At 64.6% G+C, this 23,791-nt stretch carries 23 protein-coding genes; 12 read left to right on the top strand and 11 right to left on the bottom strand.

The genetic code is table 11. The features are described 5' to 3' along the window. Positions 1-36 precede the first annotated feature (36 nt). Positions 37-651, bottom strand: a complete 615-nt coding sequence (pncA, locus tag FCU66_RS09900; protein ID WP_136616035.1) for a bifunctional nicotinamidase/pyrazinamidase — start codon at positions 649-651, stop codon at positions 37-39. 271 nt (positions 652-922) lie between these two features. Here pncA and FCU66_RS09895 point away from each other — a divergent pair, with 271 nt between their 5' ends. From FCU66_RS09895 to FCU66_RS09870, 6 genes are read left to right on the top strand one after another with little or no spacing between them, the layout of a single operon-like run. After that, positions 923-1,786, top strand: a complete 864-nt coding sequence (locus FCU66_RS09895; protein ID WP_136616036.1) for an FAD binding domain-containing protein — start codon at positions 923-925, stop codon at positions 1,784-1,786. Continuing rightward, complete coding sequence (locus tag FCU66_RS09890) at positions 1,783-4,758, top strand: molybdopterin-dependent oxidoreductase (protein ID WP_246093840.1); 2,976 nt, start codon at positions 1,783-1,785, stop codon at positions 4,756-4,758. Before FCU66_RS09895 ends, FCU66_RS09890 begins: the two co-directional genes overlap by 4 nt. After that, positions 4,755-6,296 (top strand): 6-hydroxynicotinate reductase, encoded by a 1,542-nt coding sequence (locus FCU66_RS09885; protein WP_136616037.1) that lies wholly within the window; start codon positions 4,755-4,757, stop codon positions 6,294-6,296. Before FCU66_RS09890 ends, FCU66_RS09885 begins: the two co-directional genes overlap by 4 nt. After that, the gene (locus FCU66_RS09880; protein WP_136616038.1) at positions 6,296-7,177 is read left to right on the top strand and encodes a UPF0280 family protein; all 882 of its coding nucleotides are present in this window, start codon (positions 6,296-6,298) and stop codon (positions 7,175-7,177) included. Before FCU66_RS09885 ends, FCU66_RS09880 begins: the two co-directional genes overlap by 1 nt. Beyond that, positions 7,170-7,754, top strand: a complete 585-nt coding sequence (locus FCU66_RS09875) for an amino acid synthesis family protein (protein WP_136616039.1) — start codon at positions 7,170-7,172, stop codon at positions 7,752-7,754. The genes FCU66_RS09880 and FCU66_RS09875 overlap by 8 nt, the downstream gene beginning before the upstream one ends. Next, the gene (locus tag FCU66_RS09870) at positions 7,751-8,212 is read left to right on the top strand and encodes a MarR family winged helix-turn-helix transcriptional regulator (protein ID WP_136616040.1); all 462 of its coding nucleotides are present in this window, start codon (positions 7,751-7,753) and stop codon (positions 8,210-8,212) included. Before FCU66_RS09875 ends, FCU66_RS09870 begins: the two co-directional genes overlap by 4 nt. Positions 8,213-8,483: 271 nt before the next feature. Here FCU66_RS09870 and FCU66_RS09865 read toward each other — a convergent pair whose 3' ends face one another. The 3 genes from FCU66_RS09865 to FCU66_RS09855 are packed head-to-tail and all read right to left on the bottom strand — an operon-like array spanning position 8,484 to position 12,344. Next, positions 8,484-9,452 carry a substrate-binding domain-containing protein gene (locus FCU66_RS09865; RefSeq protein WP_136616041.1) on the bottom strand — a complete coding sequence of 323 codons (969 nt, stop codon included), beginning with the start codon at positions 9,450-9,452 and terminating at the stop codon, positions 8,484-8,486. After that, positions 9,439-10,764, bottom strand: a complete 1,326-nt coding sequence (locus tag FCU66_RS09860) for an ABC transporter permease (RefSeq protein ID WP_136616042.1) — start codon at positions 10,762-10,764, stop codon at positions 9,439-9,441. The genes FCU66_RS09865 and FCU66_RS09860 overlap by 14 nt, the downstream gene beginning before the upstream one ends. Next, entirely contained in the window at positions 10,761-12,344 is a 1,584-nt protein-coding gene (locus FCU66_RS09855) for a sugar ABC transporter ATP-binding protein (protein ID WP_136616043.1), read from the bottom strand. The genes FCU66_RS09860 and FCU66_RS09855 overlap by 4 nt, the downstream gene beginning before the upstream one ends. Positions 12,345-12,564: 220 nt before the next feature. Here FCU66_RS09855 and FCU66_RS09850 point away from each other — a divergent pair, with 220 nt between their 5' ends. Beyond that, the gene (locus tag FCU66_RS09850; RefSeq protein ID WP_126067169.1) at positions 12,565-13,584 is read left to right on the top strand and encodes a LacI family DNA-binding transcriptional regulator; all 1,020 of its coding nucleotides are present in this window, start codon (positions 12,565-12,567) and stop codon (positions 13,582-13,584) included. Positions 13,585-13,596: 12 nt separating this feature from the next. Here FCU66_RS09850 and FCU66_RS09845 read toward each other — a convergent pair whose 3' ends face one another. The 4 genes from FCU66_RS09845 to FCU66_RS09830 form a co-directional block, all read right to left on the bottom strand. Next, positions 13,597-14,391 carry an inositol monophosphatase family protein gene (locus FCU66_RS09845; RefSeq protein ID WP_136616044.1) on the bottom strand — a complete coding sequence of 265 codons (795 nt, stop codon included), beginning with the start codon at positions 14,389-14,391 and terminating at the stop codon, positions 13,597-13,599. Positions 14,392-14,479: 88 nt separating this feature from the next. Further along, positions 14,480-15,481, bottom strand: a complete 1,002-nt coding sequence (locus tag FCU66_RS09840) for an LLM class flavin-dependent oxidoreductase (protein ID WP_136616045.1) — start codon at positions 15,479-15,481, stop codon at positions 14,480-14,482. A gap of 68 nt (positions 15,482-15,549) precedes the next feature. Then, on the bottom strand, positions 15,550-16,719 hold the full coding sequence (locus tag FCU66_RS09835) for an AI-2E family transporter (RefSeq protein WP_136616046.1): 1,170 nt from the start codon (positions 16,717-16,719) through the stop codon (positions 15,550-15,552). Between the two features lie 114 nt (positions 16,720-16,833). Further along, entirely contained in the window at positions 16,834-17,895 is a 1,062-nt protein-coding gene (locus FCU66_RS09830) for an LLM class flavin-dependent oxidoreductase (protein ID WP_136616047.1), read from the bottom strand. A 220-nt stretch (positions 17,896-18,115) separates the two neighbouring features. Between FCU66_RS09830 and FCU66_RS09825 the strand changes: the two genes are divergently transcribed. Next, positions 18,116-18,544, top strand: a complete 429-nt coding sequence (locus tag FCU66_RS09825; RefSeq protein ID WP_109667244.1) for a DUF6481 family protein — start codon at positions 18,116-18,118, stop codon at positions 18,542-18,544. 80 nt (positions 18,545-18,624) lie between these two features. On the opposite strand, the gene sugE is transcribed toward FCU66_RS09825, so the two are convergent. Continuing rightward, entirely contained in the window at positions 18,625-18,939 is a 315-nt protein-coding gene (gene sugE / locus FCU66_RS09820; RefSeq protein WP_013528463.1) for a quaternary ammonium compound efflux SMR transporter SugE, read from the bottom strand. Positions 18,940-19,148: 209 nt separating this feature from the next. Beyond that, positions 19,149-19,274, bottom strand: a complete 126-nt coding sequence (locus FCU66_RS42520; RefSeq protein WP_013528464.1) for a hypothetical protein — start codon at positions 19,272-19,274, stop codon at positions 19,149-19,151. A gap of 211 nt (positions 19,275-19,485) precedes the next feature. Here FCU66_RS42520 and FCU66_RS09810 point away from each other — a divergent pair, with 211 nt between their 5' ends. The 3 genes from FCU66_RS09810 to FCU66_RS09800 all read left to right on the top strand — a co-directional run bounded on the left by FCU66_RS09810 (position 19,486) and on the right by FCU66_RS09800 (position 21,877). Beyond that, positions 19,486-20,295 carry a transglutaminase-like domain-containing protein gene (locus FCU66_RS09810; RefSeq protein ID WP_136616048.1) on the top strand — a complete coding sequence of 270 codons (810 nt, stop codon included), beginning with the start codon at positions 19,486-19,488 and terminating at the stop codon, positions 20,293-20,295. Positions 20,296-20,439: 144 nt separating this feature from the next. Beyond that, on the top strand, positions 20,440-21,405 hold the full coding sequence (locus tag FCU66_RS09805) for a cation diffusion facilitator family transporter (protein WP_136616049.1): 966 nt from the start codon (positions 20,440-20,442) through the stop codon (positions 21,403-21,405). Positions 21,406-21,472: 67 nt separating this feature from the next. Further along, on the top strand, positions 21,473-21,877 hold the full coding sequence (locus FCU66_RS09800; RefSeq protein ID WP_136616050.1) for a GFA family protein: 405 nt from the start codon (positions 21,473-21,475) through the stop codon (positions 21,875-21,877). A 7-nt stretch (positions 21,878-21,884) separates the two neighbouring features. Here the strand turns inward: FCU66_RS09800 and FCU66_RS09795 are convergent, their stop codons facing one another. Beyond that, complete coding sequence (locus tag FCU66_RS09795) at positions 21,885-23,156, bottom strand: DNA recombination protein RmuC (RefSeq protein WP_136616051.1); 1,272 nt, start codon at positions 23,154-23,156, stop codon at positions 21,885-21,887. A gap of 103 nt (positions 23,157-23,259) precedes the next feature. Here FCU66_RS09795 and def point away from each other — a divergent pair, with 103 nt between their 5' ends. Next, complete coding sequence (gene def, locus FCU66_RS09790; protein ID WP_136616052.1) at positions 23,260-23,790, top strand: peptide deformylase; 531 nt, start codon at positions 23,260-23,262, stop codon at positions 23,788-23,790. Position 23,791 lies beyond the last annotated feature (1 nt).

Here is a 23,791-nt window from a genome sequence, read left to right as displayed (position 1 = left end):
CGGGCATAATATCTTTGTCTGACGCCCCACGGTCCTTCAGTCCGACAAATGGTCTTCGAGCGTCACGCCGGCGTCGCGCATGCGCTGCAGCATGGCCTCTAGCGAATCGTTGAGGTCGATGCCACGGCAGGCATCGAGCCGCACGGTGGTTTTGAAACCCTGGCTGACGGCGTCCAGCGCCGAGAAGCCGACGCAGAAATCGGTCGCCAGGCCGACCAGGGTCAGCGTGTCGATGCCGCGCTCCCGGAGATAGCCGGCAAGGCCGGTCTGCGTCGTGCGGTCATTCTCGAAGAAGGCCGAGTAGCTGTCGATATCAGGCCGAAATCCCTTGCGGATGACGAGCTCGGCCTTGGTCCAGGCGAGGCCGGAATGGAAATCCGAGCCCAGGCTGCCCTGGATGCAATGGTCCGGCCACAGCGTCTGCTGGCCGTAGGGCATTTCGATCATCGTATAAGGCTGCGCGCCTGGATGGCTGGAGGCAAAGCTGGAATGACCGGCCGGATGCCAGTCCTGCGTCAGCACGACATGGTCGGTTCGCCGGATCAGGTCGTTGACCAGCGGCACGATCTCATCGCCGCCGGCAACCGCCAGCGCGCCGCCCGGACAAAAGTCGTTCTGCAGGTCGATGACGACAAGCGCTTCGTCGGCCATGGGGGCTTCCTTGTGGGTTGTCTTGGGAGCTTGCTCCAGTGAAAAAATGCCGCTGTCGCGACCGGAGGCAGAAACTTGACCAGATGGCCGGCTGCGTCAACCTCTGGCTGCGTAACAAATGCGTGCCGGCCGAGCCGCCGCAAACTCCGGCTTTGACAATTCCTGCTGGCTTGATATCATTTGCATACGAATGAATTTGCCCGGCGACCGATGCCGGCAGAGTCTTTGGAAACACCGGTTTCTGGAAGACCTCTTTTCTGGAAGGCAAAGCGTGATCCGTTACGCGAAACCCACCTCGGTCGACGAAGCGCTCGCTTTGCTTGGCGAGGGCGCCTGGCGCATCCTTGCCGGCGGCACCGATTTTTATCCGGCGCAAGGCAGCAAGCCCTTCCGCGACAATGTTCTCGACATCAACGGCCTGGCTTCGCTGCGCGGCATTGCGGAGACGGACGACCACTTCGTCATCGGCGCGCGCACGACATGGACCGACCTTATCCGCCGTCCCTTGCCGGCGGCTTTCGATGCGCTGAAGCAGGCGGCGCGCGAGGTTGGCTCGGCGCAGATCCAGAACGTCGCCTCGGTCGCCGGCAATCTCTGCAATGCGTCGCCTGCCGCCGACGGCGTGCCGGCCCTGCTTGTCCTCGATGCCGAGGTCGAGCTGCGCTCGGTGGCGGCGATACGCCATCTGCCGATGCACGACTTCATTCTCGGCAATCGCCGCACGGCTCTGCTGCCCGGCGAGATGGTCACGGCCATCCGCGTGCCGAAGCCGGCCGCCATGGGCACGTCGGCTTTCGTCAAGCTCGGCGCCCGGCGCTACCTTGTCATTTCCATCGCCATGGTGGCGGCGCGTCTGGTCGTCGACAACGGCACTGTCCGGCAAGCGGCCGTCGCCGCCGGCTCCTGCTCGGTGGTGGCCAGGCGGCTGGCCGGCGTCGAGGCCGCGCTGCGCGGGCTGCCGGTGGACGGCGGACTTGCCGACGCGGTCCTGGCCGCGCCGATGAGCGAACTGTCACCGATCGCCGATGTGCGCGGCAGCGCCGAATACCGGCTCGATGCAGTGCGCGAGATTGTTGCCCGCGCCGTGCTTGCGGCTGTGGGGCGTACGCCTGGCGAAGAGGTGGCGGCGGCATGAGCCAAATTCAGCCTGAAGTGCGTGAAGCCCTGTCCGACCTGGGCAACGGCCAGCCTGGCTTCGGCGCTGCGCGCACCGATATCGCCTTCGAGGTCAATGGCACCGCCATCTCGGTCAATGTGCCACCGCTGCGCCGGTTATCCCTGGTGTTGCGCGAAGAACTGCTGCTGACCGGCACCAAGGTCGGCTGCGATGCCGGCGATTGCGGCGCCTGCACGGTGCTGGTCGACGGCGATCCCGTCTGCGCCTGCCTGATGTCGGCCGCGTCCGCTGCCGGGGCGTCCGTGACAACGGTCGAAGGCCTCGCCAATGGCCGGCTGTCGGCGCTGCAGGCGTCGTTCCTCGCCCATGGCGCGGCGCAGTGCGGCATCTGCACGCCGGCGCTGCTGGTCGCGGCAACGGCATTGCTGGACAAGCAGCCCAGTCCGACCGAAACCGAAGTGCAGGATGCGCTGGGCGGCATTCTCTGCCGCTGCACCGGCTACCGGAAGATCATTGCGGCGGTGATGGATGCCGGACGGTTCGAACCATCAACGGGCAGCGCTGCCCCTCATCCGCCTGCCGGCACCTTCTCCCCGTATAGTGACGGGGAGAAGGGAGAAGCTCCAGCGCTGGCGGCCCCCTCTCCTCGTTCTTCACGGGGAGAGGGTAAGGGTGAGGGGCAGCACCAACACCAATCGTTTGATCTCGGCCTTGATCGTAGAATGCCAATCTCGGGCAATGCCGTGGGCTCCTCGCCCATCAGGCTCGACGGCGTGCCGAAGGTCACCGGCGGCGAGAAGTTCGGCGGCGATTCCTTCCCGGCCGATGCGCTGGCCGTGCTGGTGGTCCGCTCGCCGCATTACCACGCCAGCTTCGCCTTCGGTGACCTCGACGGCTGGGCGAAGGCGCATCCCGGCGTCGCCGGTGTCTTCACCGCAGCCGATATTCCCGGAAAAAACTGTTTCGGCGCTATCGGTCCGTTCGCCGACCAGCCGGCTCTGGCCGAAGGGTTTTCACGGCTTCGCGGCGAGGCGGTGGCGCTGGTTGCCGGCGAGCGCGAGGCGATCCTCGATCTCGACCTGTCGGATTTTCCTATCCGCTGGAGCGAACTACCGCATTTTCTGCAACCTGCCGAAGCGCAGGCCGAGGGTGCCGCGCTGATCCACGAAAGTCGGCCGGCGAACCTGCTCACCTCCGGCCTGGTCGAACGCGGCGACCCGGAAGCGGCGCTTGCCGGCGCGGCGTTCACCGTGTCCGGCGCCATCGACACCTCCTATGTCGAGCACGCCTATATCGAGCCGGAAGCCGGCTATGCTTATCTGGACGGCGATACGCTGGTGGTCGTCGCCTGCACCCAGGCACCCTATATGGATCGCGACGAGACGGCGAAGGTGCTTGGTCTTGCCGTCGAGAAGGTGCGCATCGTGCCGACCGCGACCGGTGGCGGCTTCGGCTCCAAACTCGACGTTTCGCTGCAGCCTCTAATCGGCCTGGTGGCGCTGAAGACAGGCCGGCCGGCGGCACTTGCCTACACCCGCACCGAATCGATGATTTCGACCACCAAGCGCCATCCGGCCGAGATGAAAGCGACCATCGGCGCGGATGCCGAGGGCCTTGTCACCGGCATGATCTTTGACGGCGACTTCAACACCGGCGCCTATGCCAGCTGGGGCCCGACGGTCGCCAACCGCGTGCCGGTGCACGCCTCCGGGCCCTATGCGACGCCGAACTATCGCGCCGAAGGCCGCGCCATCCACACCCATGGGCCGATCTCCGGCGCCTTCCGTGGCTTTGGCGTGCCGCAGGCGACGATCATGCAGGAGACGCTCTATGACGAGTTGGCCGGCAAGCTCGGCATCGACCGGCTCGACTTTCGCTTGAGGAACTGCCTTCGGAACGGCTCCGAAACGGTTACCGGGCAGCGGTTAGACACCGGCGTCGGCATTGCCGAATGCCTCGAATCGCTACAGCCGCATTGGCTGCGCGCGACGGCTGATGCGGATGCATTCAACAGTGCCAACAGGGATAGAAAGCGCGGCGTTGGCGTCGCGTCGTGCTGGTATGGCTGCGGCAACACCTCGCTGCCCAACCCTTCGACAATCCGGGTCGGCATCGCGGCCGACGGCACCGTCATCCTGCACCAGGGCGCCGTCGATATCGGCCAGGGTTCGAACACGGTCATCACCCAGATCTGCGCCGACGCGCTCGGCCTGCCGCTGGAGAAATTCCAACTGAAGAGCGCCGATACGGCCATCACTCCCGACGCCGGCAAGACATCGGCCTCGCGCCAGACTTTTGTGACCGGCAAAGCCGCCGAAAAAGCCGGCCGCGCCTTGCGCGAGAAAATCCTGCGCTTCGCCAATGTTTCCGAAAACGCAGCCCTGCAGCTCGACGGCCAGGCGATCGTCATCCGCGAAGGCGAAGCCACGCGCCGTATCGAACTCGCCTCGCTCGACGTGGATGCCGAAGGCTTCGTCTTCCGCGCCGAGGAGACCTACGACCCGCCGACGCTGCCGCTCGATGCCAAGGGCCAAGGCAAACCCTATGCCGTCTACGGCTTTGGCGCGCAGATCGCCGAACTGGAGGTCGACCTCAAGCTCGGCACGGTGAAGCTGATCAAGATCACCGCCGCGCACGATGTCGGCAAGGCGATCAACCCGCTGCTGGTCGAAGGCCAGATCGAAGGCGGCATCGCGCAAGGCATCGGCATGGCGCTGATGGAAGAGTACATCCCTGGCCGTACCGAGAATTTGCACGACTACCTCATCCCGACCATTGGCGACGTGCCGCCGATCGAAACAATCCTGATAGAAGTTCCGGATCCGGAAGGACCCTTCGGCGCCAAGGGGCTAGGCGAGCATGTGCTGATCCCGACGGCGCCGGCGATCCTCAACGCCATCCGCCACGCCACCGGCGTGCTGGTCACCAAGGTTCCGGCGACGCCGACGCGTATCCGCGCCGCCATTCGCGAAAAGGAGGCACGCCGATGAGCGAGCTTGCCGAGCGCTTCGAAACCCATGATCCCGGCGAGAAGCTGGTTGCGGAGAAGATCCGCTGCGATGCCTGTCCGGTGATGTGCTACATCGCCGATGGCCGCACCGGCGCCTGCGACCGCTACGGCAATGTCGGCGGCAGGATCGTGCGGATGGACCCGCTGACCATCCTCGACCATGCGGCGGAGAGTGGTGCCGCCATGGTGCCCTTCGTCGCCGAGGGCGAGGCGTGGGACGGCGAACTGGTCAACACCGGCCGCCGTTTTGTTACGGCCATCGGCGCGGGTACCACCTATCCCGACTACAAGCCGGCGCCGTTCATCGTCAGCCAGGAAGTCGAGGGCGTCGATCTCGTCACCGTCGTCACCGAGGGCATTTTCTCCTATTGCGGCGTCAAGGTGAAGATCGACACCGACCGGCATCTCGGCCCCGAGACGGCAATCGTCCGTGCCCAAGGCGAGGCGATCGGCCATGTCACCACAGGCGAATATGGCTCGCAGATGCTGTCGCTGGGCGGCGTGCATCATCTGACCGGCGGCTCCAAGGCCGAAGGTCGGGCGACCTGCGATGCGTTGCTCAATCTGTGCAACCGCAAACCGGTGGAGCTGGCCATCGACGGCGGCGCCACCATCATTGTCGAAGCCGGCAAACCGCCTGTTATCGACGGCAAGCAGGAACACCGCATGCGTGTCGGCTGCGGCTCGGCCACCATCGGCATGTTCGCCACGCAATGGCGCGGCCTGGTCGACGAGGTGGTGGTGGTCGACGACCACATCACCGGGGTCGTTTCCGAGCACCAGGCCGGCAAGGTGCTGGGCTGGCAGGATACGGGCATCAAGATCATCGGCCGCCGCTCAACGCCGGGCCGCTATTTCAAGGTCTCCGAGCCCGGGCTGGGCTGGGGCGGCACCAGCATTTCGGACCCGCTGTCGATCCTCGGCGAGTGGAACGCCAAGAAGGGCGCGCGGCCGGGCCTGTCGCTGCTGATGGTGTCGACCACCGGCGAGCAGTTCGCCTATTACGAACTCGATGACGAGCTGAAACCGGTCCAAAAACCGTTTCCCGAGCGGCTGCAAAAGTCCGTCGGTCTGATCGAAGACAATTGCGAGCCGGCTTTGTGCACCGTGCTGTTCATCGGCGGCGCCGGCGGTTCGCTGCGTGCCGGCGTCACCGAAAACCCGGTCAACCTCACGCGATCGGTGCAGGGTCTGACCACCTATGTGACGGTCGGCGGCGCGCCGGTCTATGTCTGGCCGGGCGGCGGCATCACGCTGATGGTCGATGTCACCAGGGTACCGGAGGGCGCCTTCGGCTATGTGCCGACCCCCGCACTTGTGGCGCCGATCGAATTCACCTTGCGCCGCGACGACTATATCAGGCTCGGAGGCTACGAGGCCGAGATCCGCAGCGTCGAGGACATCGTCGCCAAGGGCGGCGAATATTTTAATCCGCGCCGCGGCACGGGTGCCGCGGCCAGCAATCCATGGCCACCGCTGGCGCAATTGCGCCGCGCTGCGTCGAACGAGACCGGATGATGGACGGCCCGCAAACGCATTGGCTGCAGGACGGCAAGCGGCTGTATCTCAACCACGGGCCGATCGACCTGATCGTCGAGGTTTTTGGCGAGCCGCACGAATGCCGCCGGGCCTATGAGCAGGCCGTAGCGCGGTTCCAGACCATTTTGACCGAGCTGGTTGATGAGCTTCCTGAACTGCGCCGCCCCGCCTCGTTGCGCGCCCGCCTGTTCTCCGGGTCGACGGCGCGGCGTATGGAGGCGGCAGTCGCACCGCTGGCGGAGAAATTCATCACGCCGATGGCCGCCGTCGCCGGCTCTGTAGCCGACGAAATACTCGGCGCGCTGATTGCCGGACGGAAGCTTGATCGCGTCTACGTCAACAATGGCGGCGACAGCGCCATCCATCTCGGCGCCGGGCAGTCGATGACGCTTGCCATTGCCGGCACGGGGCACGGTCTCGCGGATCGCATTATCATCCACGCCGAGGATGGCGTGCGCGGCGTTGCCACCAGCGGCTGGCGCGGACGCTCGTTTTCGCTGGGCATTGCGGATGCGGTGACCGTGCTGGCGCGGAGCGGCGCCGAGGCCGATGCTGCCGCAACATTGATCGCCAATGCTGTCGACCTAGCCCACCATCCGGCCGTCCGACGTGTGCCGGCGCGTGAGCTGGCGCCGGACAGCGACCTTGGTGACCGGCTGGTGACGCAAGAGGTCGGCAGGCTTTCATCGGATGAAGTCGCCACGGCGCTGGACAGCGGGCTTACTGTCGCCGAAGATTTCCGCCGCAGGGGGTTTATCGCCGCATCGGCGCTGTTCCTTGCCGGCCAGACCCGCATCAGTGGTTCCATGGCGCTTGCCGCGCCCAACAAAATCCCAGGGAAGGAAGTTGCGCATGCCTGAGTTTCCGATCCGCAAGATCGCGGTTCTGACCGAAGAGATCTTTCACGAGGGCGGCCCGGTGGCCAAGGTGCCGCGCCGCCGCGCCGCCGCCATGGCGCTGGTGAAAAACCCGTTCGCCGGGCGCTATGTCGAAGACTTGCAGAGCGCCATGGACGATCTGAAGCCGCTCGGCCTGTTGCTCGCCGACCGGCTGATCGCAGCGCTTGGCGGTGACGTGAAGCAGATCGACGGCTATGGCAAGGGCGCCATCGTCGGCACGGCGGGTGAGCTGGAGCACGGTGCGCTCTGGCATGTGCCCGGCGGCTACGCCATGCGCGAGCGGCTCGGCGACGCCAAGGCGATCGTACCGTCGGCGAAGAAGGTCGGCGCTTTCGGTTCAAAGCTCGACGTGCCGCTCGGCCACATCAACGCCGCCTATGTGCGCAGCCATTTCGACGCCATGGAGGTCGGCATCAATGACGGGCCGCGCCCCGACGAGATCCTGTTCTGCCTGGCCATGACCTGCGGCCCACGCGTGCACGACCGCATGGGCGGCCTGGCCGCCAAGGATATCAAGGCCTGGGACGGGCTCCGGTGAGCGTCGAGGACAATCTGCTCAAGCTGGTCGAGGTCGAGACGCCGGACGATCAGGATTACCTCTTGCAGGAGCAGGTCGGCTTCATCCTGCGCAAGGCGCATCAGCGCCATGTCTCGATCTTTGCCGCGCATATCGGCGATCTGACGCCGCCGCAATTCGCGGCGCTGGCCAAGCTGCGCGACGTCGGCGAGACCTCGCAGAACCAGCTCGGCACGCTGATCGCCATGGATGCGGCGACGGTAAAGGGTGTCATCGACCGGCTGAAGGCGCGCGGCCTGGTCGAGCTTTCCAAACATGAGGTCGACAAGAGGCGGCTGCTGGTCAATCTGACCGCGGAAGGCCGCGACGCCATCGAGCGCCTGATCCCGCTGGCCCGCGAGATCACGCAGGAAACGCTGGCGCCGCTCTCCGCCAAGGAGATCGCCACCTTCATGAAATTGCTGGCGAAGCTGGCGTAGGTGCGGCGGCCAGGTCCTTTCCTCTCCCTCCGGAGGGGGGAGAGGTGGCGCAGCGACGGAGTGGGGGAACCACCTGGCAACCGCCGCCAACGAATATTGAAAGGGGACCAGGGCGCAAGAATCTTCCGGCACCGCGCCAAGGGTCGACCCCCCACTCCGTCGAGCTGCGCTCGACACCTCTCCCCCGATCGACGGGGGAGAGGAAGGGTGCCAAGCTGTCCCTGGGACGAAGAACCTGGACCTTAGGCCGGCACTTATCCCCGGCGAAAACTCAGAGGCCGTTGTCCTTCAGCACCTGGGCGGCGTTTTCCTTGGTGATCTTCTCGGTCGGCAGAGTGATGGTCTTTTCGACCTTCTCGCCGTTGAGGAACTTGATCGCCTGGCGCAGGCCTTCGGCGCCGGGGGTGACATAGGTGAAGGTGGCCGTCAGCTCGCCCTTGTTCACCATCTGCACGCCTTCGTTGGGCAGGCCGTCGATGCCGATGAACTTGATGTCCTTCTCGCGGCCGACGTCCTTGGCGGCGAGATAAGCGCCATAGGCCATCGGGTCGTTGTGGCCGTAGACGAGATCGATCTTCTCGTTGCTCTTCAGCGCGTTGGCCATCAAATTATAGGCCTGGTCCTGTTTCCAGTCGCCCGACTGCTGGTCGAGCAGATATTTGATGCCCGGCTCCTTGTCGGTGAATTCATGGAAGCCGTCATGGCGGTCATGCGCCGGCTGGGTGCCCATGCCGCCCCAAATCTCGACGACGTTGCCGGCTGCCTTGCCCTTGCCGCCAAGCAGCTCGACGGCATATTCACCGGCCGCGCGGCCGATCAGCGCGTTGTCGCCGCCGACGAACTGCGTGTAGTCCTTGGTGTCGACATTGCGGTCGAGCACGAAGACCGGGATCTTGGCATCGATCGCCTGCTGCACGACGCCGGTCAGGCCGGCGGATTCCTTCGGCGACACGAGCAGTGCGTCGACCTCCTGACGGATCAGGTTCTCGACATCGGCGACCTGCTTTTCGGTCTTGTCCTCGCCGTCGGTGATGATCAGCTCGACCTCGGGATGCTTGGCGGCTTCGGCCAGGATGTCCTTGTTGAACTGCGCGCGCCAAGGCTCGATGGTCGTCACCTGCGAGAAGCCGATCTTCCACTTCTTGTCCTGGGCGAAGGCATTACCGGTGGTCATGAGCGCGGTGGTGGTCAGCAGTGCCGCGGTCATGGCGGCAAGCTTCAGCATGTCACGTCGTTTCATTTTTGTTTCCTCCGAGATTGAGAGACGGTGTCTCTTGCGACGGCCGCTTTGCCGCGGCCGTTTCCTTGTGCGCCGCTTGCCCGCCGGGCAGGCGCAGATAGGCCAGGAGATCACCGGCATTGCGCTCCTGCACGAGCACGGTGCCGATGATGATCATCCCCTTCAGCACCAGCTGAAGGTTCGAATTGATGTTGTGGAGCTGCAGGATGTTGGAGAGCAGCCCGAAGATCAGCACGCCGCAGAACGTGCCTATGAGGCTGCCGCGCCCACCCATCAGGCTGGTGCCGCCGATGACCACGGCGGCGATGGCGTCGAGCTCCAGCCCGGCGCCGGCATCCGGCTTGCCTTGCCGGTACTGCGCGACATAAAGCACGGCGGCGATGCCGGCGAGCAGCCCGGAGATGGCATAGGTGGCGATCTTGACGCGGCCGGCGGCGATACCCGAGAGCCGTGCCGCCTCCTCATTGCCGCCGATGGCATAGACATAGCGGCCGAACGGCGTGAAGCGCAGCACCGCGCCGTAGATCACGATGGCGCCGAGGAAGAACAGGCCCGGCATCGGGATGACACCGAACACCAGCGAGCGCAGGATCTCGAAATCGGCGGTGGCGTTCGAGCCGGTATAGACCGGCAGCACCGCATTGTTCTGGCCTGCGGTCAGCCGGGCAATGCCGAGCGCCGTCACCATCATCGCCAGGGTGACGATGAAGGGCTGCAGCCGCCCGGCAACGATGATGAAGCCGTTGAGCGCGCCGAACAGCAGCCCCACGCATGGCGCCACCAGCAGCACGCCGAGCACGCCGAATTTCGGCTCGATCTGCGGCAGCAGAAACCACAGGGACAGACTGCACAGGACCACACCGACGACAGCAGGTGTAACCAGGCCGCGAACGCCGTCCAGCCTGATCTCGCGGACGAGATCGGCGCCGGCACGGGATTTTGCGAGGTTCTGGAAGATGAAGCGGGTGACGACGAATCCGATGCAAAGCGCCACCAGTGCGACGGTCGGCACGCCCAGCACGACGCCCGGCGTCACGCCAGGAACCGTCAGCAGCATGGCGCAGACCACCGAACAAATGGCCATCAGCGAGCCGACGGAGAGATCGATGCCACCGGTGATGATCACCGCCGTCATGCCGGTGGCGATCAGCCCGGTGGTCGACACCTGGCGCAGCACGTCGAGCAGATTGCCGTAGGAGAGGAAGATGTTGTTGCCCTTCGAACTCATCGGCGAGCCCAGCACGCCGATCAGGAAGATGGCGATCAGGCCCCAATAGAGCTTGGTCCGGGACAGGAGTTTCAGGGCAGTCATGCGGCTGGTCTCGATATGGTCCGGCGCGGCGCGGCGAGACGCATGATGGCCTCCTCGCTGGCCGCATCGCGGGAAAGAATGCCTGTCTGGCGGCCATCGGCCATCACCAGGATGCGGTCGGAAAGATGCAAAAGCTCCGGCAGTTCCGAGCTGATGACGGCGATGGCGAGGCCGTCGCGCGCCAGCTTGAAGATCAGGTCGTAGATCTCGCGCTTGGCGCCGACATCGATGCCGCGCGTCGGCTCGTCCAGCAACAGCACCCTCGGCCTGGTCGCCAGCCACTTGCCTATGACGACCTTCTGCTGGTTGCCGCCGGAAAGCGTGCCGGCGGGCTGGTCGATGTCCTGGCAGCGGATGCCGAGCGCCTTGACCGCCTGCCGCGCCAGCCCCTGTTCGCCGGCCAGCGAGCGGATGCCGAAGCGCGCCAGCGATCCGACCAGCGGCAGCGCGACATTGTCCGTGATCGATGCCTGCAGATGCAGGCCTTGCGTCTTGCGGTCCTCGGTGACCAGCGCAATACTCAGCCGCCTCGCATCGCGGGGCGAACGGATATCCACAGGCCGGCCGTCGACCTGGATTTCGCCGCCGGTGCGGCCATCGCTCGAGCCGAAGATCGCTTCCAGGATCTCGGTGCGGCCCGAACCCAGCAGCCCGCCAATGCCGAGGATCTCTCCGGCGGCAAGATCAAAGCCGACGCCGTCGATGACCGTGCGCCAGCCATGCGCATCGGGCTTCGACAGCGACAGGTTTTTAACCGAAAGCACGATCTTGCCGCCGGAGTGGCGCTCTTCCTGGGAGGAAGCGAGCAGGTTTCGTCCGACCATCGCCGAAATGATCGCATCTTCGTCGAGCCTGGCCATCGGCTCGGTCAGCACATGGCGCCCGTCGCGAAACACGGTGACGCGGCTGGCAAGGTGCATGACCTCGTCGATGCGATGCGAGATGTAGACGATGGCGACACCGCTCTCGGCAAGCTGGCGGATGATGCGGAACAGCCGCTGGCATTCGGCCGGCGACAGCGCCGAGGTCGGCTCATCCATGATCAGAATGCGTGCCGACATCGACAATGCCTTGGCGATCTCGACCAGCTGCTGCTCGCCGACACGCAGGGCGCCGACGCGGGCTTGCGGATCGAGTTCGATGCCGAGCCGCTGCAACAAAGCACCCGCCGCGCGGCTGCTCGCCTTGCGGTCGACGATCAGCCCGGCGATCAGCTTCTCGCGGCCGAGGAAGATGTTGTCGGCGACGCTGAGTTCGGGCACCAGGTTGAGTTCCTGATGGATGATGGCAATGCCGGCATCCTCGGCGTCGCGCACGCCGGCGAAGCTGACGGAACGGCCATCGACGCTGACCGTGCCTTCATAGCCGGTGTAGACGCCGGAGAGGATCTTCATCAGCGTCGACTTGCCGGCGCCGTTCTCGCCCATCAAGGCATGAACCTCGCCGCGCCGCAGCTCGAAGCCGACATCGACCAGGGCGGCGATGCCGCCGAAGCTCTTGGAGATGCGCTCGGCGCTCAGAACGGTGTCTGACCGATCCGCCGCACTGCGCTCCGGGGAAAGGGAACTCGCGTGTTCCATGACAATGGCGGCCTCCCTTCCGTCGTCGTCAACTTCCCGCAAACGCTAATCTAAACGTTTCGATCGTGTCAAGCCGATATCCGGTGACGGAAGTTTGATGCATTTCGATTCTTGCTAAAAAAGGCGGCATTCCGTAGGTATTGGCAGCAAGGGGTGACGAAACGTTTCGAAAATGACAGCGTCAGGGCGAAAAAAGCAGCGCAGATCCACCGCACCCACAATGCTTCATGTGGCCGAGGCGGCGCGTGTCTCGGTCGCCACCGTGTCGGCGTTGATCAACGGCACGGCGACGGTCAGTCCGGAACTCAGCCAGCGCATCGAACAGGCGATCCGCGATATCGGCTACAAGCGCAATGCGATCGCCCGCAGCCTGAAGATGGGCACGACCCGCACCATCGGGTTGACCGTGCCGCACATCACCAACCCGTTCTTCACCGATGTCGTCTCGGTCATCCAGCAGGCCTTCGACCGGGCCGGTTATGCCGTCATGCTGTGCTGCACGGACGAGGATCTGAACACCCAGGACGACCAGATCAGGCTGCTGCTCGACCGCATGGTCGACGGGCTGATCGTGGCGCGCGTCGGCGACGGCGCGATCCTCAAGGGGATCGTCGACGACGCCAATGTGCCGGTCGTGCTGCTCGACCGCATCTGCGAAGGCGTCGACACCGATACCGTGGTGCTCGACAACCAGCGCGCGGTGTTCGACGCCATCACCTATCTGATCAACCTTGGCCATCGACGCATCGGTTACATCACCGGCACGTCGGACATTTCGCCGATGCATGACCGCATGGCGGGATATCGCGAGGCGCTTCACGCCGCCGGCCTGCCGATCGCGGAGGAGCTGATCCGCTTCGGCAATTTCCACGAGATCGACGGCTACAATGCCACCATGCAGATGCTTTCCTCGCATGATCGGCCAAGCGCGATTTTTTCCGCCAACAACCCGATGGTGATCGGCACCATGAAGGCGATCCGCGACATCGGCCTGTCCTGCCCGGAAGACATTTCGGTTGCCTGTTTCGACGATTTTCCATGGTCCGACGTGTTCCAGCCGCAGCTGACCACGGTGGCTCAGCCGGTGCAGGCGATCGGCGAACAGGCGGCCAACCTCCTGCTCGACCGTCTCGCCGGCAACAGGGACGCGCCGCCGCGCAAGCTGGTGCTCAAGGGCCGGCTGATGATCCGCAATTCATGCCGCCCGCTCGGAGCGATTGCGCAGAGCGTGAGCGCCTGACCCTGTCATATCCTAGAGCTTGAACGCTTCCGAACAAAGCGCGTGCAGTTTCGGGAAGACCCCCTTGCCGCCCGTGATGACCAGCGTTCCCTCTTGCAGCACCGTCTTCGGATCGGGTTTCACCACCGTGCCGCCGGCTTCCTCGACCAGAAGCATGCCGGCCAGGCAATCCCAGGCGTTCATGTGCTCTTCGACATAGCCAAGCAGCCGGCCGGCGGCGACATAGGCGAGCATCAGCGCGCCGGAAGCATTGCGGAAGAAAGCGCCGCCGTCGGCCAGGAGCATTCGGATCAGTACGGCGACATTTTCGGTATCGGCGCGGTTTGAAAATCCGGTCCCGACAGAACCTTCCTCAATGCTGGTCGCCGCACTGGTCCTGATCGGCCGGTCGTTGACGAAGGCGCCGCCGCCGAGCCTGCCGTGAAACGTCTCGCCGGTCGACGGCTCATGGATGACGCCAACCACCACCTCCCCGTCCCTGGCGCAGGCGATCACCACGCACCACGCCGGAATGCCGCGCACGAAGTTGGCGGTTCCGTCGATCGGGTCTATGACCCAGACATAGCCCGTCGAACCGGCAACCGAGGCATGTTCCTCGCCGACGATGCCATCTTCGGGATAATCGGCAGCAATGGCGGCGCGGATGAAGAGCTCGACCTCGCGGTCACCGTCCGAGACCAGGTCCTGATGGCCCTTGCTCTCGATGGTCAGGTTTTCCAGATCGCGAAAATATTTCAGGCCGAGTTCGCCTGCCCGACGCGCCAGATCGATGGCAAATTGCATGCGGGCGTCAAGGTCATTGTTCACGGGGGCGCTCGATCTTGCGGAAGGGTGCCCTGCCTTTAGCAGAGGCGGACCGCACCTTCCAAGCCAGGAGTATCTCGTTCCAGGACTGTCAGGCCGCTTGCGACAGCGATTTATGGGCCTCGGCCAGGATCTCGAACGACCGCACCCGCGCCGCATGGTCTGATATCTGCGCTGTGACCATCAACTCGTCGGCACCGGTGCGGCGCACGAAGGCATCGATGCCTTGCCGGACCGTTTCCGGGGAGCCGACGACGGCGCAGGACAAGGCCTGGCCGAGCATGGTCTTGGCCATCGGATCGAGATCGCGGTCATAGTTCTCGACAGGTGGCGGCAGCCGGCCGGCCCGGCCGGTCCGCAGATTGACGAAAGCCTGCTGCAACGAGGTGAACAGCAAACGTGCCTCGGCGTCGGTGGGTGCTGCAAAGACGTTGAGGCCGAGCATGACATGCGGCTTGTCGAGCTGCTCCGACGGCTGGAAGCGCGAGCGGTAGACGTCCAGCGCGTGATCCAGCTCCGCCGGCGCGAAATGCGAGGCGAAGGCATAGGGCAGGCCGAGCATGGCGGCGAGCTGCGCGCCGTAGAGGCTGGAGCCGAGGATCCAGACCGGCACGTTCTGGCCTTCGCCGGGCACGGCGCGGATGCGCTGGCCTTCCTCGGCCGGCTGGAAATAGCCCATCAACTCGACGACATCCTGCGGGAAATTGTCGACGCCTGCCTCGAGGTTGCGGCGCAAGGCGCGAGCCGTGCCCATGTCGGTGCCGGGCGCCCGACCGATGCCGAGATCGATGCGGCCCGGATGCAAAGCGGCCAGCGTGCCGAACTGCTCGGCAATCACCAGCGGCGCATGGTTGGGCAGCATGATGCCGCCGGCGCCGACACGAATGGTCTTCGTGCCGCCGGCGACATGGGCGATGACGACCGCAGTCGCCGCGCTGGCAATGCCCGGCATGTTGTGATGCTCGGCCAGCCAGAAGCGCTTGTAGCCCAGCCGCTCGGCATGACGGGCAAGATCGAGTGAGTTGGCCAGCGACTGCGAGGCATCGCTGCCTTCGATGATCGGCGACAGGTCGAGAACGGAAAGGTCGGTCATGAACGGTATCCTGTGTCAGGACCGCATGTAGGAAGCGCCCGGCGACGCCGCAAATTCAAAAATATTGATCAGACTTTCGCGGGTTCGGTGTCGGCGTTGTCGTCCTCCTCGACGACGGTCGTCTGCTGCGCGGCGAGAAAATTGCCGACATGGCTCAGCCCATCGAAATGATCGCAGAACACCTTGATGACGACCAGCAGCGGCACCGCCATCAGGGCGCCGACGAAGCCCCACAGCCATGACCAGAAGGCGATGGCGATGAAGACCGCCACGGCGTTGATCTCGAGGCGCCGGCCGACCACCATCGGTGTGACGAACTGGCCTTCGACGATGTCGCACAACAGCACGAAGGCCGGCGCCAGCAGTGCATAGGCGATTGTATCGAAGCTGATCAGCGCCATGACCGCAACAAGCACGATGGTCAACAGCGCCCCGACATAGGGCAGGAAGTTGAGTAGGGCGGCGGCGACGCCCCAGACCAGCGGGTTGGGCATGCCGAGTGCCCACAGGCCAAGGCCGATGACGGCGCCGAGACCGGCATTGATGATGGTGACGGTGAGCAGATAGTGCGAGATTTCGCGTTCCACGTCATAGACGACGCGCAGCGCCCGCTTCTTTTCGCTGAGACGGGCGAAGGACTGGATGATCTTTTCATAGAACATTGTGCCGGACGCGAGCAGGAACAGCGACAGCACGAAGATGATGGTGAGGCTTGTTCCCGCCGACAGGATGTTGCTGGCCGCCGCCGACATGATGCCGGACTGCGCCACCGCCACCTTCTGGATGCCCGGCTCCTGCGACGTCTCGGTCAGCTGCTCGACCTGATGCGAGATCTGCATGATCCTCTCGAACGGTCGCCGCAATTGCGCCAGCCGTTCGGTGAGCTGCTGGCCGATCGACGAGGTGTTGTTGATGAGGTCGATGATCGGGCCGCTGAGCAGGTAGCCGGCGCTGGCAAGGATGCAGATCGACAACAGCACGAGAAGGGTCGCCGAAATCACTTCGGGGATGCCGTGCTTGCGCAGGAACCGGACGATGGGCGTCAGCGTCAGAGCCAGCAGGAAAGCCAGGATGACCGGCATGAAGAAGGCGCGGGCGAAGTAGAGCGCGTAGATGGCCATGAACAGGAAGATGCCGATGAGCAGTGAACGCATCAGATGCGTATCGGCGCGAGCCGCGACGCGCGAATCTTCAGCCTCGGCAACGCCTGCGCCCAAAGCGGCGGGTTCGGCTTTCATCGTATTCCCTCAGCGACGCACTGCAATTGGTGCAATCCGTCGACGGAAAACGCCGCGGCAGCCGCTAGGTTCCGTTAGCCGGCAAGGCCCGCGCCCGCAGGCCTTGCCGTTGGCTCAGGCGACGGGCGCTGCCAGTGCCGGTGCGGCCCTGGCCGTTTCCTTGCGCACGATCGGCGCCACCCTGGTGCCGTAGAGTTCGATCGCCTTCATGATCTTGGCATGCGGCATGGTGCCGATCGCCATCTGCAGCAGGAAACGGTCATTGCCGAAGATCTTGTGCTGGGCGACGATCTTTTCGGCCACCTGCTCGGGACTGCCGACGAACAAGGCACCGTTCGGGCCACGCGACTGGTCGAAATGCGCCCGCGATGTCGGACCCCAGCCGCGCTCGCGGCCGATGCGGTTCATGACTTCCGCCTGCGGGCCGTAAAAATCGTCGGCCGCCTGGTCCGTCGTTTCAGCGATGAAGCCGTGCACGTTGATGCTGGTGGCGAGGCCTGCGGGATCACTGCCGGCCCGCTTGGCGGCCTCGCGGTAGAGGTCGAACAGCGGCGCGAAGCGCGCCGGCTCGCCGCCAATGATGGCGAGCGCCAGCGGCAGGCCGAGCGCACCCGCGCGGGCGGCGGATTGCGGCGTGCCACCTATGGCGATCCAGACCGGCAGCCTGTCCTGGAAGGGCCGGGGATAAACGCCGCGATCGTTGATCGGCGCCCGCAGATTGCCGGACCAGGTAACCTTCACGCTATCGCGGATGGCAAGCAGCAGGTCGAGCTTTTCGGCGAACAGCTCGTCATAGTCCTCGAGATTGTAGCCGAACAGCGGGAAGGATTCGATGAACGAGCCGCGCCCGGCCATGATCTCGGCGCGGCCGCCCGACAGAAGGTCGAGCGTGGCAAATTGCTGGAAGACACGCACCGGATCATCGGAAGACAGGACGGTGACCGCGCTGGTCAGCTTGATGCGTTTCGAGCGCTCGGCCGCCGCGGCCAGGGCGACTACGGGCGCGGAGGCGGCATAATCGGGCCGGTGGTGCTCGCCGAGACCGAAGACGTCGAGGCCGACCTGGTCGGCCAGTTCGACCTCCTCGATCAGGTTGCGCAACCGCTCATGCGGGCCGATGGCGCCGGGACCCGGCTGCGGGCTGACGTCGGCGAAGGTGTAGAGACCGAGTTCCATCTGATGTCATCCTGATGTTGGGTTTTGCGGCTAGAGGTAGCCATCCGCCAGCCGCGCCGCCAGAGGGGCGGACGGTGAACAGTGCATGTCGGTTTCGGCCGAAAGGGCGTCTCCCGGCTGCAACAGCCAACAATTTCATGGCTGCCATGCCGTTTTGGCGCTTGAACTCTCGGTTTTCGCGCGTATGTAAGCGTCGCGAATTGACTTCAGGGAAGTGGACTTGGCTATCTACAGGGAAAAAGACGTTTTCGAGCGGCGCAACGCCGCAAACGAGGCAAAGAAGGCGCTCCTCGAGCGCTTCAAGGCAAAGCCGGCGGCGGATGATCCCGCAGTGCTGGCGCGGCAGGCCGAACGCAAGGCGATCCTCGAGGCTCGCGAAATCCGCGAGGCCGAAAAGGCCCGGCTGAAGCAGGAAAAGCTGGCACGCGAAGCGGTCGAGAAGGCCGAGCGCGAGGCAGCAGCCGAGGCGGCACGTATCGCCGCCGAGGAAGCTGCGCAGGCTGAGGCCAAGATTCGGGAATCCGAAGAGAACGAGCGCATCGCCCGTTTTCTGGCCGACGAAGCCGAACGCAAGGCCAAGCGCGACGCGCGTTATGCAGCGCGCAAGCAGCGCACCGGCAGGACGCCTCCGGGCTTCTCGGCCCGCTAGCCTCCAGGCTACGAAGCAATCTGCTTCGAGAATCAGGGTCGCCTCACAGCGGCCCTGAACGTGTTCGTCTGCCGCTATGCTCAGGCGGCGAACTTCAGCCCCATGATGCCGCAGACGATGAGCGCGATGCAGGCCAGCCTGATCGCGGTGGCCGGCTCGCCGAGCAGCCAGATGCCGAGCAGTGCCGTACCGACGGTGCCGATGCCGGTCCACACCGCATAGGCGGTACCGACGGGCAGCGCCTTCAGCGCCAGGCCCAGCAGAGTGAGGCTGACAACCATCGAGGCAACGGTCAGCACGGTCGGCACCAGCTTCGAGAAGCCGTCCGTGTATTTGAGGCCGATTGCCCAGCCGATCTCGAACAGGCCGGCAAAAAAGAGAAGAATCCACGACATCGACAACGCTCCATCAGAGCGTCGGACCGAAAAGTGATTTTCGGTGTCCGACGCTCAGTCAAACAATGGCAGGTCGTCCCGTCCGGATTTTTGGGGAAGCGCGAGGTCGTCCCCGCCACGCCAATATAGGAATTTCGGGCGCTCGATCAACAGCGACCGGCAACAGTGTTGCCGGTCGTAATCTTATTCCGAAGCGGATAGGGCCGGACTTACTTGTCCTTGAGCTTCATCGCCTTGACCGGCGGCGCTTTCAGGGCCGGAGCCGGGGCGGGCTTCTTGGCGTCCTTCTTCGGCTTGCGGGCTTCCTTGCCTGCCTTCATCGCACCTTTAGCCATGATTCGTTCCTCCTGATGTGGGAAGTGAAGTGAAACAAGAGAACCGCCCGACTGCAAGGGGTTAGCGACGGCTGCCGCCGTCAGCGGATCGCTTTCAACCGGTTTCTAATTTGCTCGTAAACCATGGCGGTCCGTGCCATGGTCATTTTCGCACTGCAGCATCAACCCGTGCCTTCGCCGGATGATCGTCAGGCAGGCCGTCAGGACGACAATGCGAATCCACATCGGCTGCGAGATGAGCTTCGACTTTCCTCAGGAAACCCCGCTCATCGCCATGCTGAATGTCCACTATTCGCGTGCCTCCGATCTCGAACGGCCGGATTTCCTGACCTCCAATCCGCCGGTGCCGATCGAAAGCTATCGCGACAGTTTCGGCAATTGGTGCAACCGGTTCGTCGCACCGCCCGGGCGTTTCACCTTCGGTACCGATGCAGTGATCCGCGATCCCGGCACCTTCGAGATGGGCGACCTGATGGCCTGGCAGCACGAGGTGCGCGACCTGCCGGCGGACACGCTGCTGTTCCTGCTGCCCAGCCGGTTTTGCGAGAGCGACCTGCTGGCGAACGAGGCGTGGCGGCTGTTCGGCAACACGCCGCTCGGCATTCCGCGCGTGCAGGCGGTCTGCGATTTCGTCCACAACCACATCGTCTTCAACTACGGCAATGCGCGGCCGACGCGCACCGCGGCGGAAGCCTACCGCGAACAGAGCGGCGTGTGCCGCGACTACGCGCATCTCGCCGTCACCTTCTGCCGGGCCCTCAACATCCCGACGCGCTACTGCACCGGCTACATCAGCGACATCGGCATGCCGAAGCCGTGGGCGAGCATGGATTTCTGCGCCTGGATGGAAGTCTATCTCGGCGGCCGCTGGCATGTCTTCGACCCGCGCAACAATGCGCCGCGCATCGGCCGCGTCCTGATCGCCTCCGGCCGCGACGCCGCGGATGTGCCGCTGACCCATATTTTCGGGCCGGGCACGCTCGCCGGCTTCAAGGTGTGGACGGAAGAGATCGTCGAATAGTCGACGTCTTTCACCCGCCGGTCTTTACCAAGCAACCTTTTGAGCGACCGCCGCCTTGAACGACCGGGCGATTCGCGCGTTGTGATGCCTGTGGAGCTTCGACGGTCGGCCCGCTAGACTGGGTACCTTGAAGGGGAACACCGCATGGCCGGGCATGGCGGCTCAAAGAAAGTCATCTACGCAGCGCTCGCCGGCAATCTCGCCATCGCGGTGACCAAGTTCGCCGCCGCCCTCTTCACCGGCAGCTCGGCGATGCTGTCGGAAGGCGTGCACTCGCTGGTCGATACCGGCAATGGCGGCCTGCTGCTCTACGGCATGCACCGCGCCGCCCGCCCGGCCGACCGCACGCATCCGCTTGGCCATGGCCGCGAGCTCTACTTCTGGAGCTTCATCGTTGCACTTCTGGTCTTCGCGCTCGGTGCCGGCGTGTCGTTCTATGAAGGCGTGGTCCACATCCTGGCGCCCGAGTCGGTCGCCAATGCCAAGGTGAACTACATCGTTCTTGCGCTATCGGCGCTGTTCGAAGGCGCCTCGTGGCTGGTGGCGCTGCGGGAGTTCCGCAAGCAAAAGGGCAAGCTCGGCTGGTTCGCGGCGATTCATCGCAGCAAGGATCCGAGCGTCTACACCGTGTTGTTCGAGGACAGTGCCGCACTTCTCGGCCTGATCGTCGCCTTCGCCGGCATATTGGCGGCGGAGCTGCTGGAGATGCCGCAGCTCGACGGCGCCGCCTCGATCGGTATCGCGCTGATCCTGGGCGCCACCGCGATCTTCCTGGCGCGTGAAAGCAAGAGCCTGCTTCTTGGCGAACCGGCGTCGCCCGAGGTGCAGAAACAAGTACTGGCCATTGCCCAGCAGGACCCGGCGGTGCAGCGGGCGAACGGCGTGCTGACGCTGCACATGGGCCCACAGGAGATCGTTGCCGGCTTGAGCATCGAGTTCGAGGATCATCTGGCGGCGCCCGAGATCGAGGCCTGCGTCGAGCGCATCGAAGCGCGGCTGAAAAAGGAAATGCCGGAGATCACGCTGCTGTTCGTCAAGCCGCAGACGACCGGAACCTGGGAGCGCCGGCGCAAGGTGGTCGAGGCGGCATCCGGAGAGGCCCTGGACTAGCCGCCAGCCATTGCCTGGCGACGCCGCCACGCTAAAGATTGCAGGACGGATTTCGGGAGGAGCCAGGATGAAAATCGACGGCGGCTGCCATTGCGGCGCCATCACCTACGAGGCGGAGGTCGATGCGGAAAAGACGAACATCTGCCACTGCACGGATTGCCAGCAACTGACCGGCACGGCTTTTCGCGTGACGGTTCCGGCGCCGGAAAGCAACTACCGGATCACCAAGGGTACACCGAAAATCTACATCAAGACCGTGGCGAGCGGCGCCAAGCGCGCTCAGGCCTTTTGCGCCGACTGCGGTTCGCACCTTTACGCCACATCGGTCGGAGATGGTCCCAAGGTCTATGGAATTCGAGTGGGGACCGCGCGGCAACGCGAGGATTTGATCCCGACACAGCAGAAATGGCACCGCTCGGCGCTGCACTGGCTGCCTGAATTTCAGGGCATGACCACCATAGAGGAGCAGTAGCGCGGCTCTATTCGTCGCCTTCGACGACCCTCAGCCTGAGCTGTCCGGTTTTCGAATCGGCAACGCGCGGGCTGGGCTCGACCTTCGCCGCCGGGGCTCGTGACGCGGCGTCCGCGGCGGCATCGCCGTCGGGCTGCGCGCCGAACTCCAACGCCTCGATCTTCTGGCCGCGCTTGGTGACCTTCGACGTCGAGACCAGGATGTCGTCAATGTCCTTGGCGGACTGGCCGAAATGGACCTGCAGCTTACGCACCCGCTCGTCGACACGCGCAACATCCTCCATCAGCCGGATGACCTCGCCCTGGATCAGGTGCGCCTGTTCGCGCATGCGGGCGTCCTTGAGGATCGCCTGGATGACCTGGATCGACAGCATCAGCAGCGACGGCGAGACGATGACGATACGGGCGCGGTGCGCCTTGTGCACGATCGCCTCGAAATTCTCGTGGATCTCGGCGAACACCGATTCCGACGGCACGAACATGAAGGCGGTGTCCTGGGTCTCGCCCTGGATCAGGTACTTTTCCGATATATCGCGGACATGGATCTCGATGTCGCGGCGGAAGGCCTGCGAGGCGACCTTCTGCAGGTCGGCGCCGTCGGCGGCGCGGATGGCATTCCAGGCTTCCAGCGGAAACTTGGCATCGATAGCAAGCGAAGGTGCGCCGTTCGGCATCTTCACCAGGCAGTCGGGCCGGCTGCCGTTCGACAGCGTCGCCTGGAATTCGTAGGCGCCGTGCGGCAGGCCGTCGGCGACGATCGCCTCCATCCGCGACTGGCCGAAGGCGCCGCGCGTCTGCTTGTTGGAGAGGATCGCCTGCAGCTGCACGACCTGGCCGGCGAGCGACTGGATGTTGCCTTGCGCGACATCGATGATCGCCAGCCGTTCCTGCAATTTGGCCAGGCTCTCATGCGTGGATTTGGTCTGCTCGGTCATGGTCTGGCCGAGTCGGCCGGTCATGGCGTCGAGGCGCTGGCCGATCGACTGCGTCAGCTCCGCTTGCCGTGCCCCGAACACTTCGGCGATAGCGCCCATGCGGCCCTGCATCTCGGCTTGCGATTGCAGAATGCCGGCCATCCGCGCCTCGGCGTCGCGGGCATGGTCGGCAGCTTCCGCGGCCGCCACGGCGCGCGCCTTGGCCGATCGCCACAGCGCGATGACGAGCGCCACGAACAGGCCAAGAAACAGCAAGGCGCCGAAGGCCAGCGCATGGCCGAGCGTGACCGTGGTGGCGCCAAGCCGGGCGACAGGCTCCGAAAGGATAGTGCTCAGATCATTCATGTGGACAGCATAGCCGATTCGGCGGTCTGGCACAGATCAAAACGTGAACGATCCCCGGACCCACCGGTTGACGCTTTTCGCTGGAGGTCTTAGGTGGAACGCCATGCCGATCAAGCCGCTCATCATCCTTCCCGACCCCATCCTGCGCCAGGTTTCCAAGCCGGTGGAGCGTGTCGACGCGCCCTTGCGCAAATTGGCCGACGATATGCTGGCGACGATGTATGACGCGCCCGGCATCGGGCTGGCGGCAATCCAGATCGGCGAGCCGCTGCGCATGTTGGTGATCGATCTCGCCAAGGAAGACGAGACGCCGGCGCCGCAGGTCTTCATCAACCCGGAAATCCTGGAGAGCGCCGACGCGCGCTCCGTCTACGAGGAAGGCTGCCTGTCGATCCCGGACTATTACGCCGAGGTCGAACGCCCGGCCTCCGTGCGGGTCAAATATCTCGACCGCGACGGCAAGTTGCAGGAGATTGAGGCCGAGGGCCTGATGGCAACCTGCCTGCAGCACGAGATCGACCACCTCAATGGTGTCTTGTTCATCGACCACATCTCGAAGCTGAAGCGCGACATGGTGGTGAAGAAATTCAAGAAGCTGGCCAGGGACAAGGCGCCGGGCAAGCTGGCGGGATAGG

Source organism: Mesorhizobium norvegicum (genome assembly GCF_004919685.1).
In the GTDB taxonomy this organism is placed as follows: domain Bacteria; phylum Pseudomonadota; class Alphaproteobacteria; order Rhizobiales; family Rhizobiaceae; genus Mesorhizobium; species Mesorhizobium norvegicum.
The sequence above is the reverse complement of the archived record's forward strand: the minus strand, read 5'-3'. Positions and strand labels throughout refer to the sequence as shown.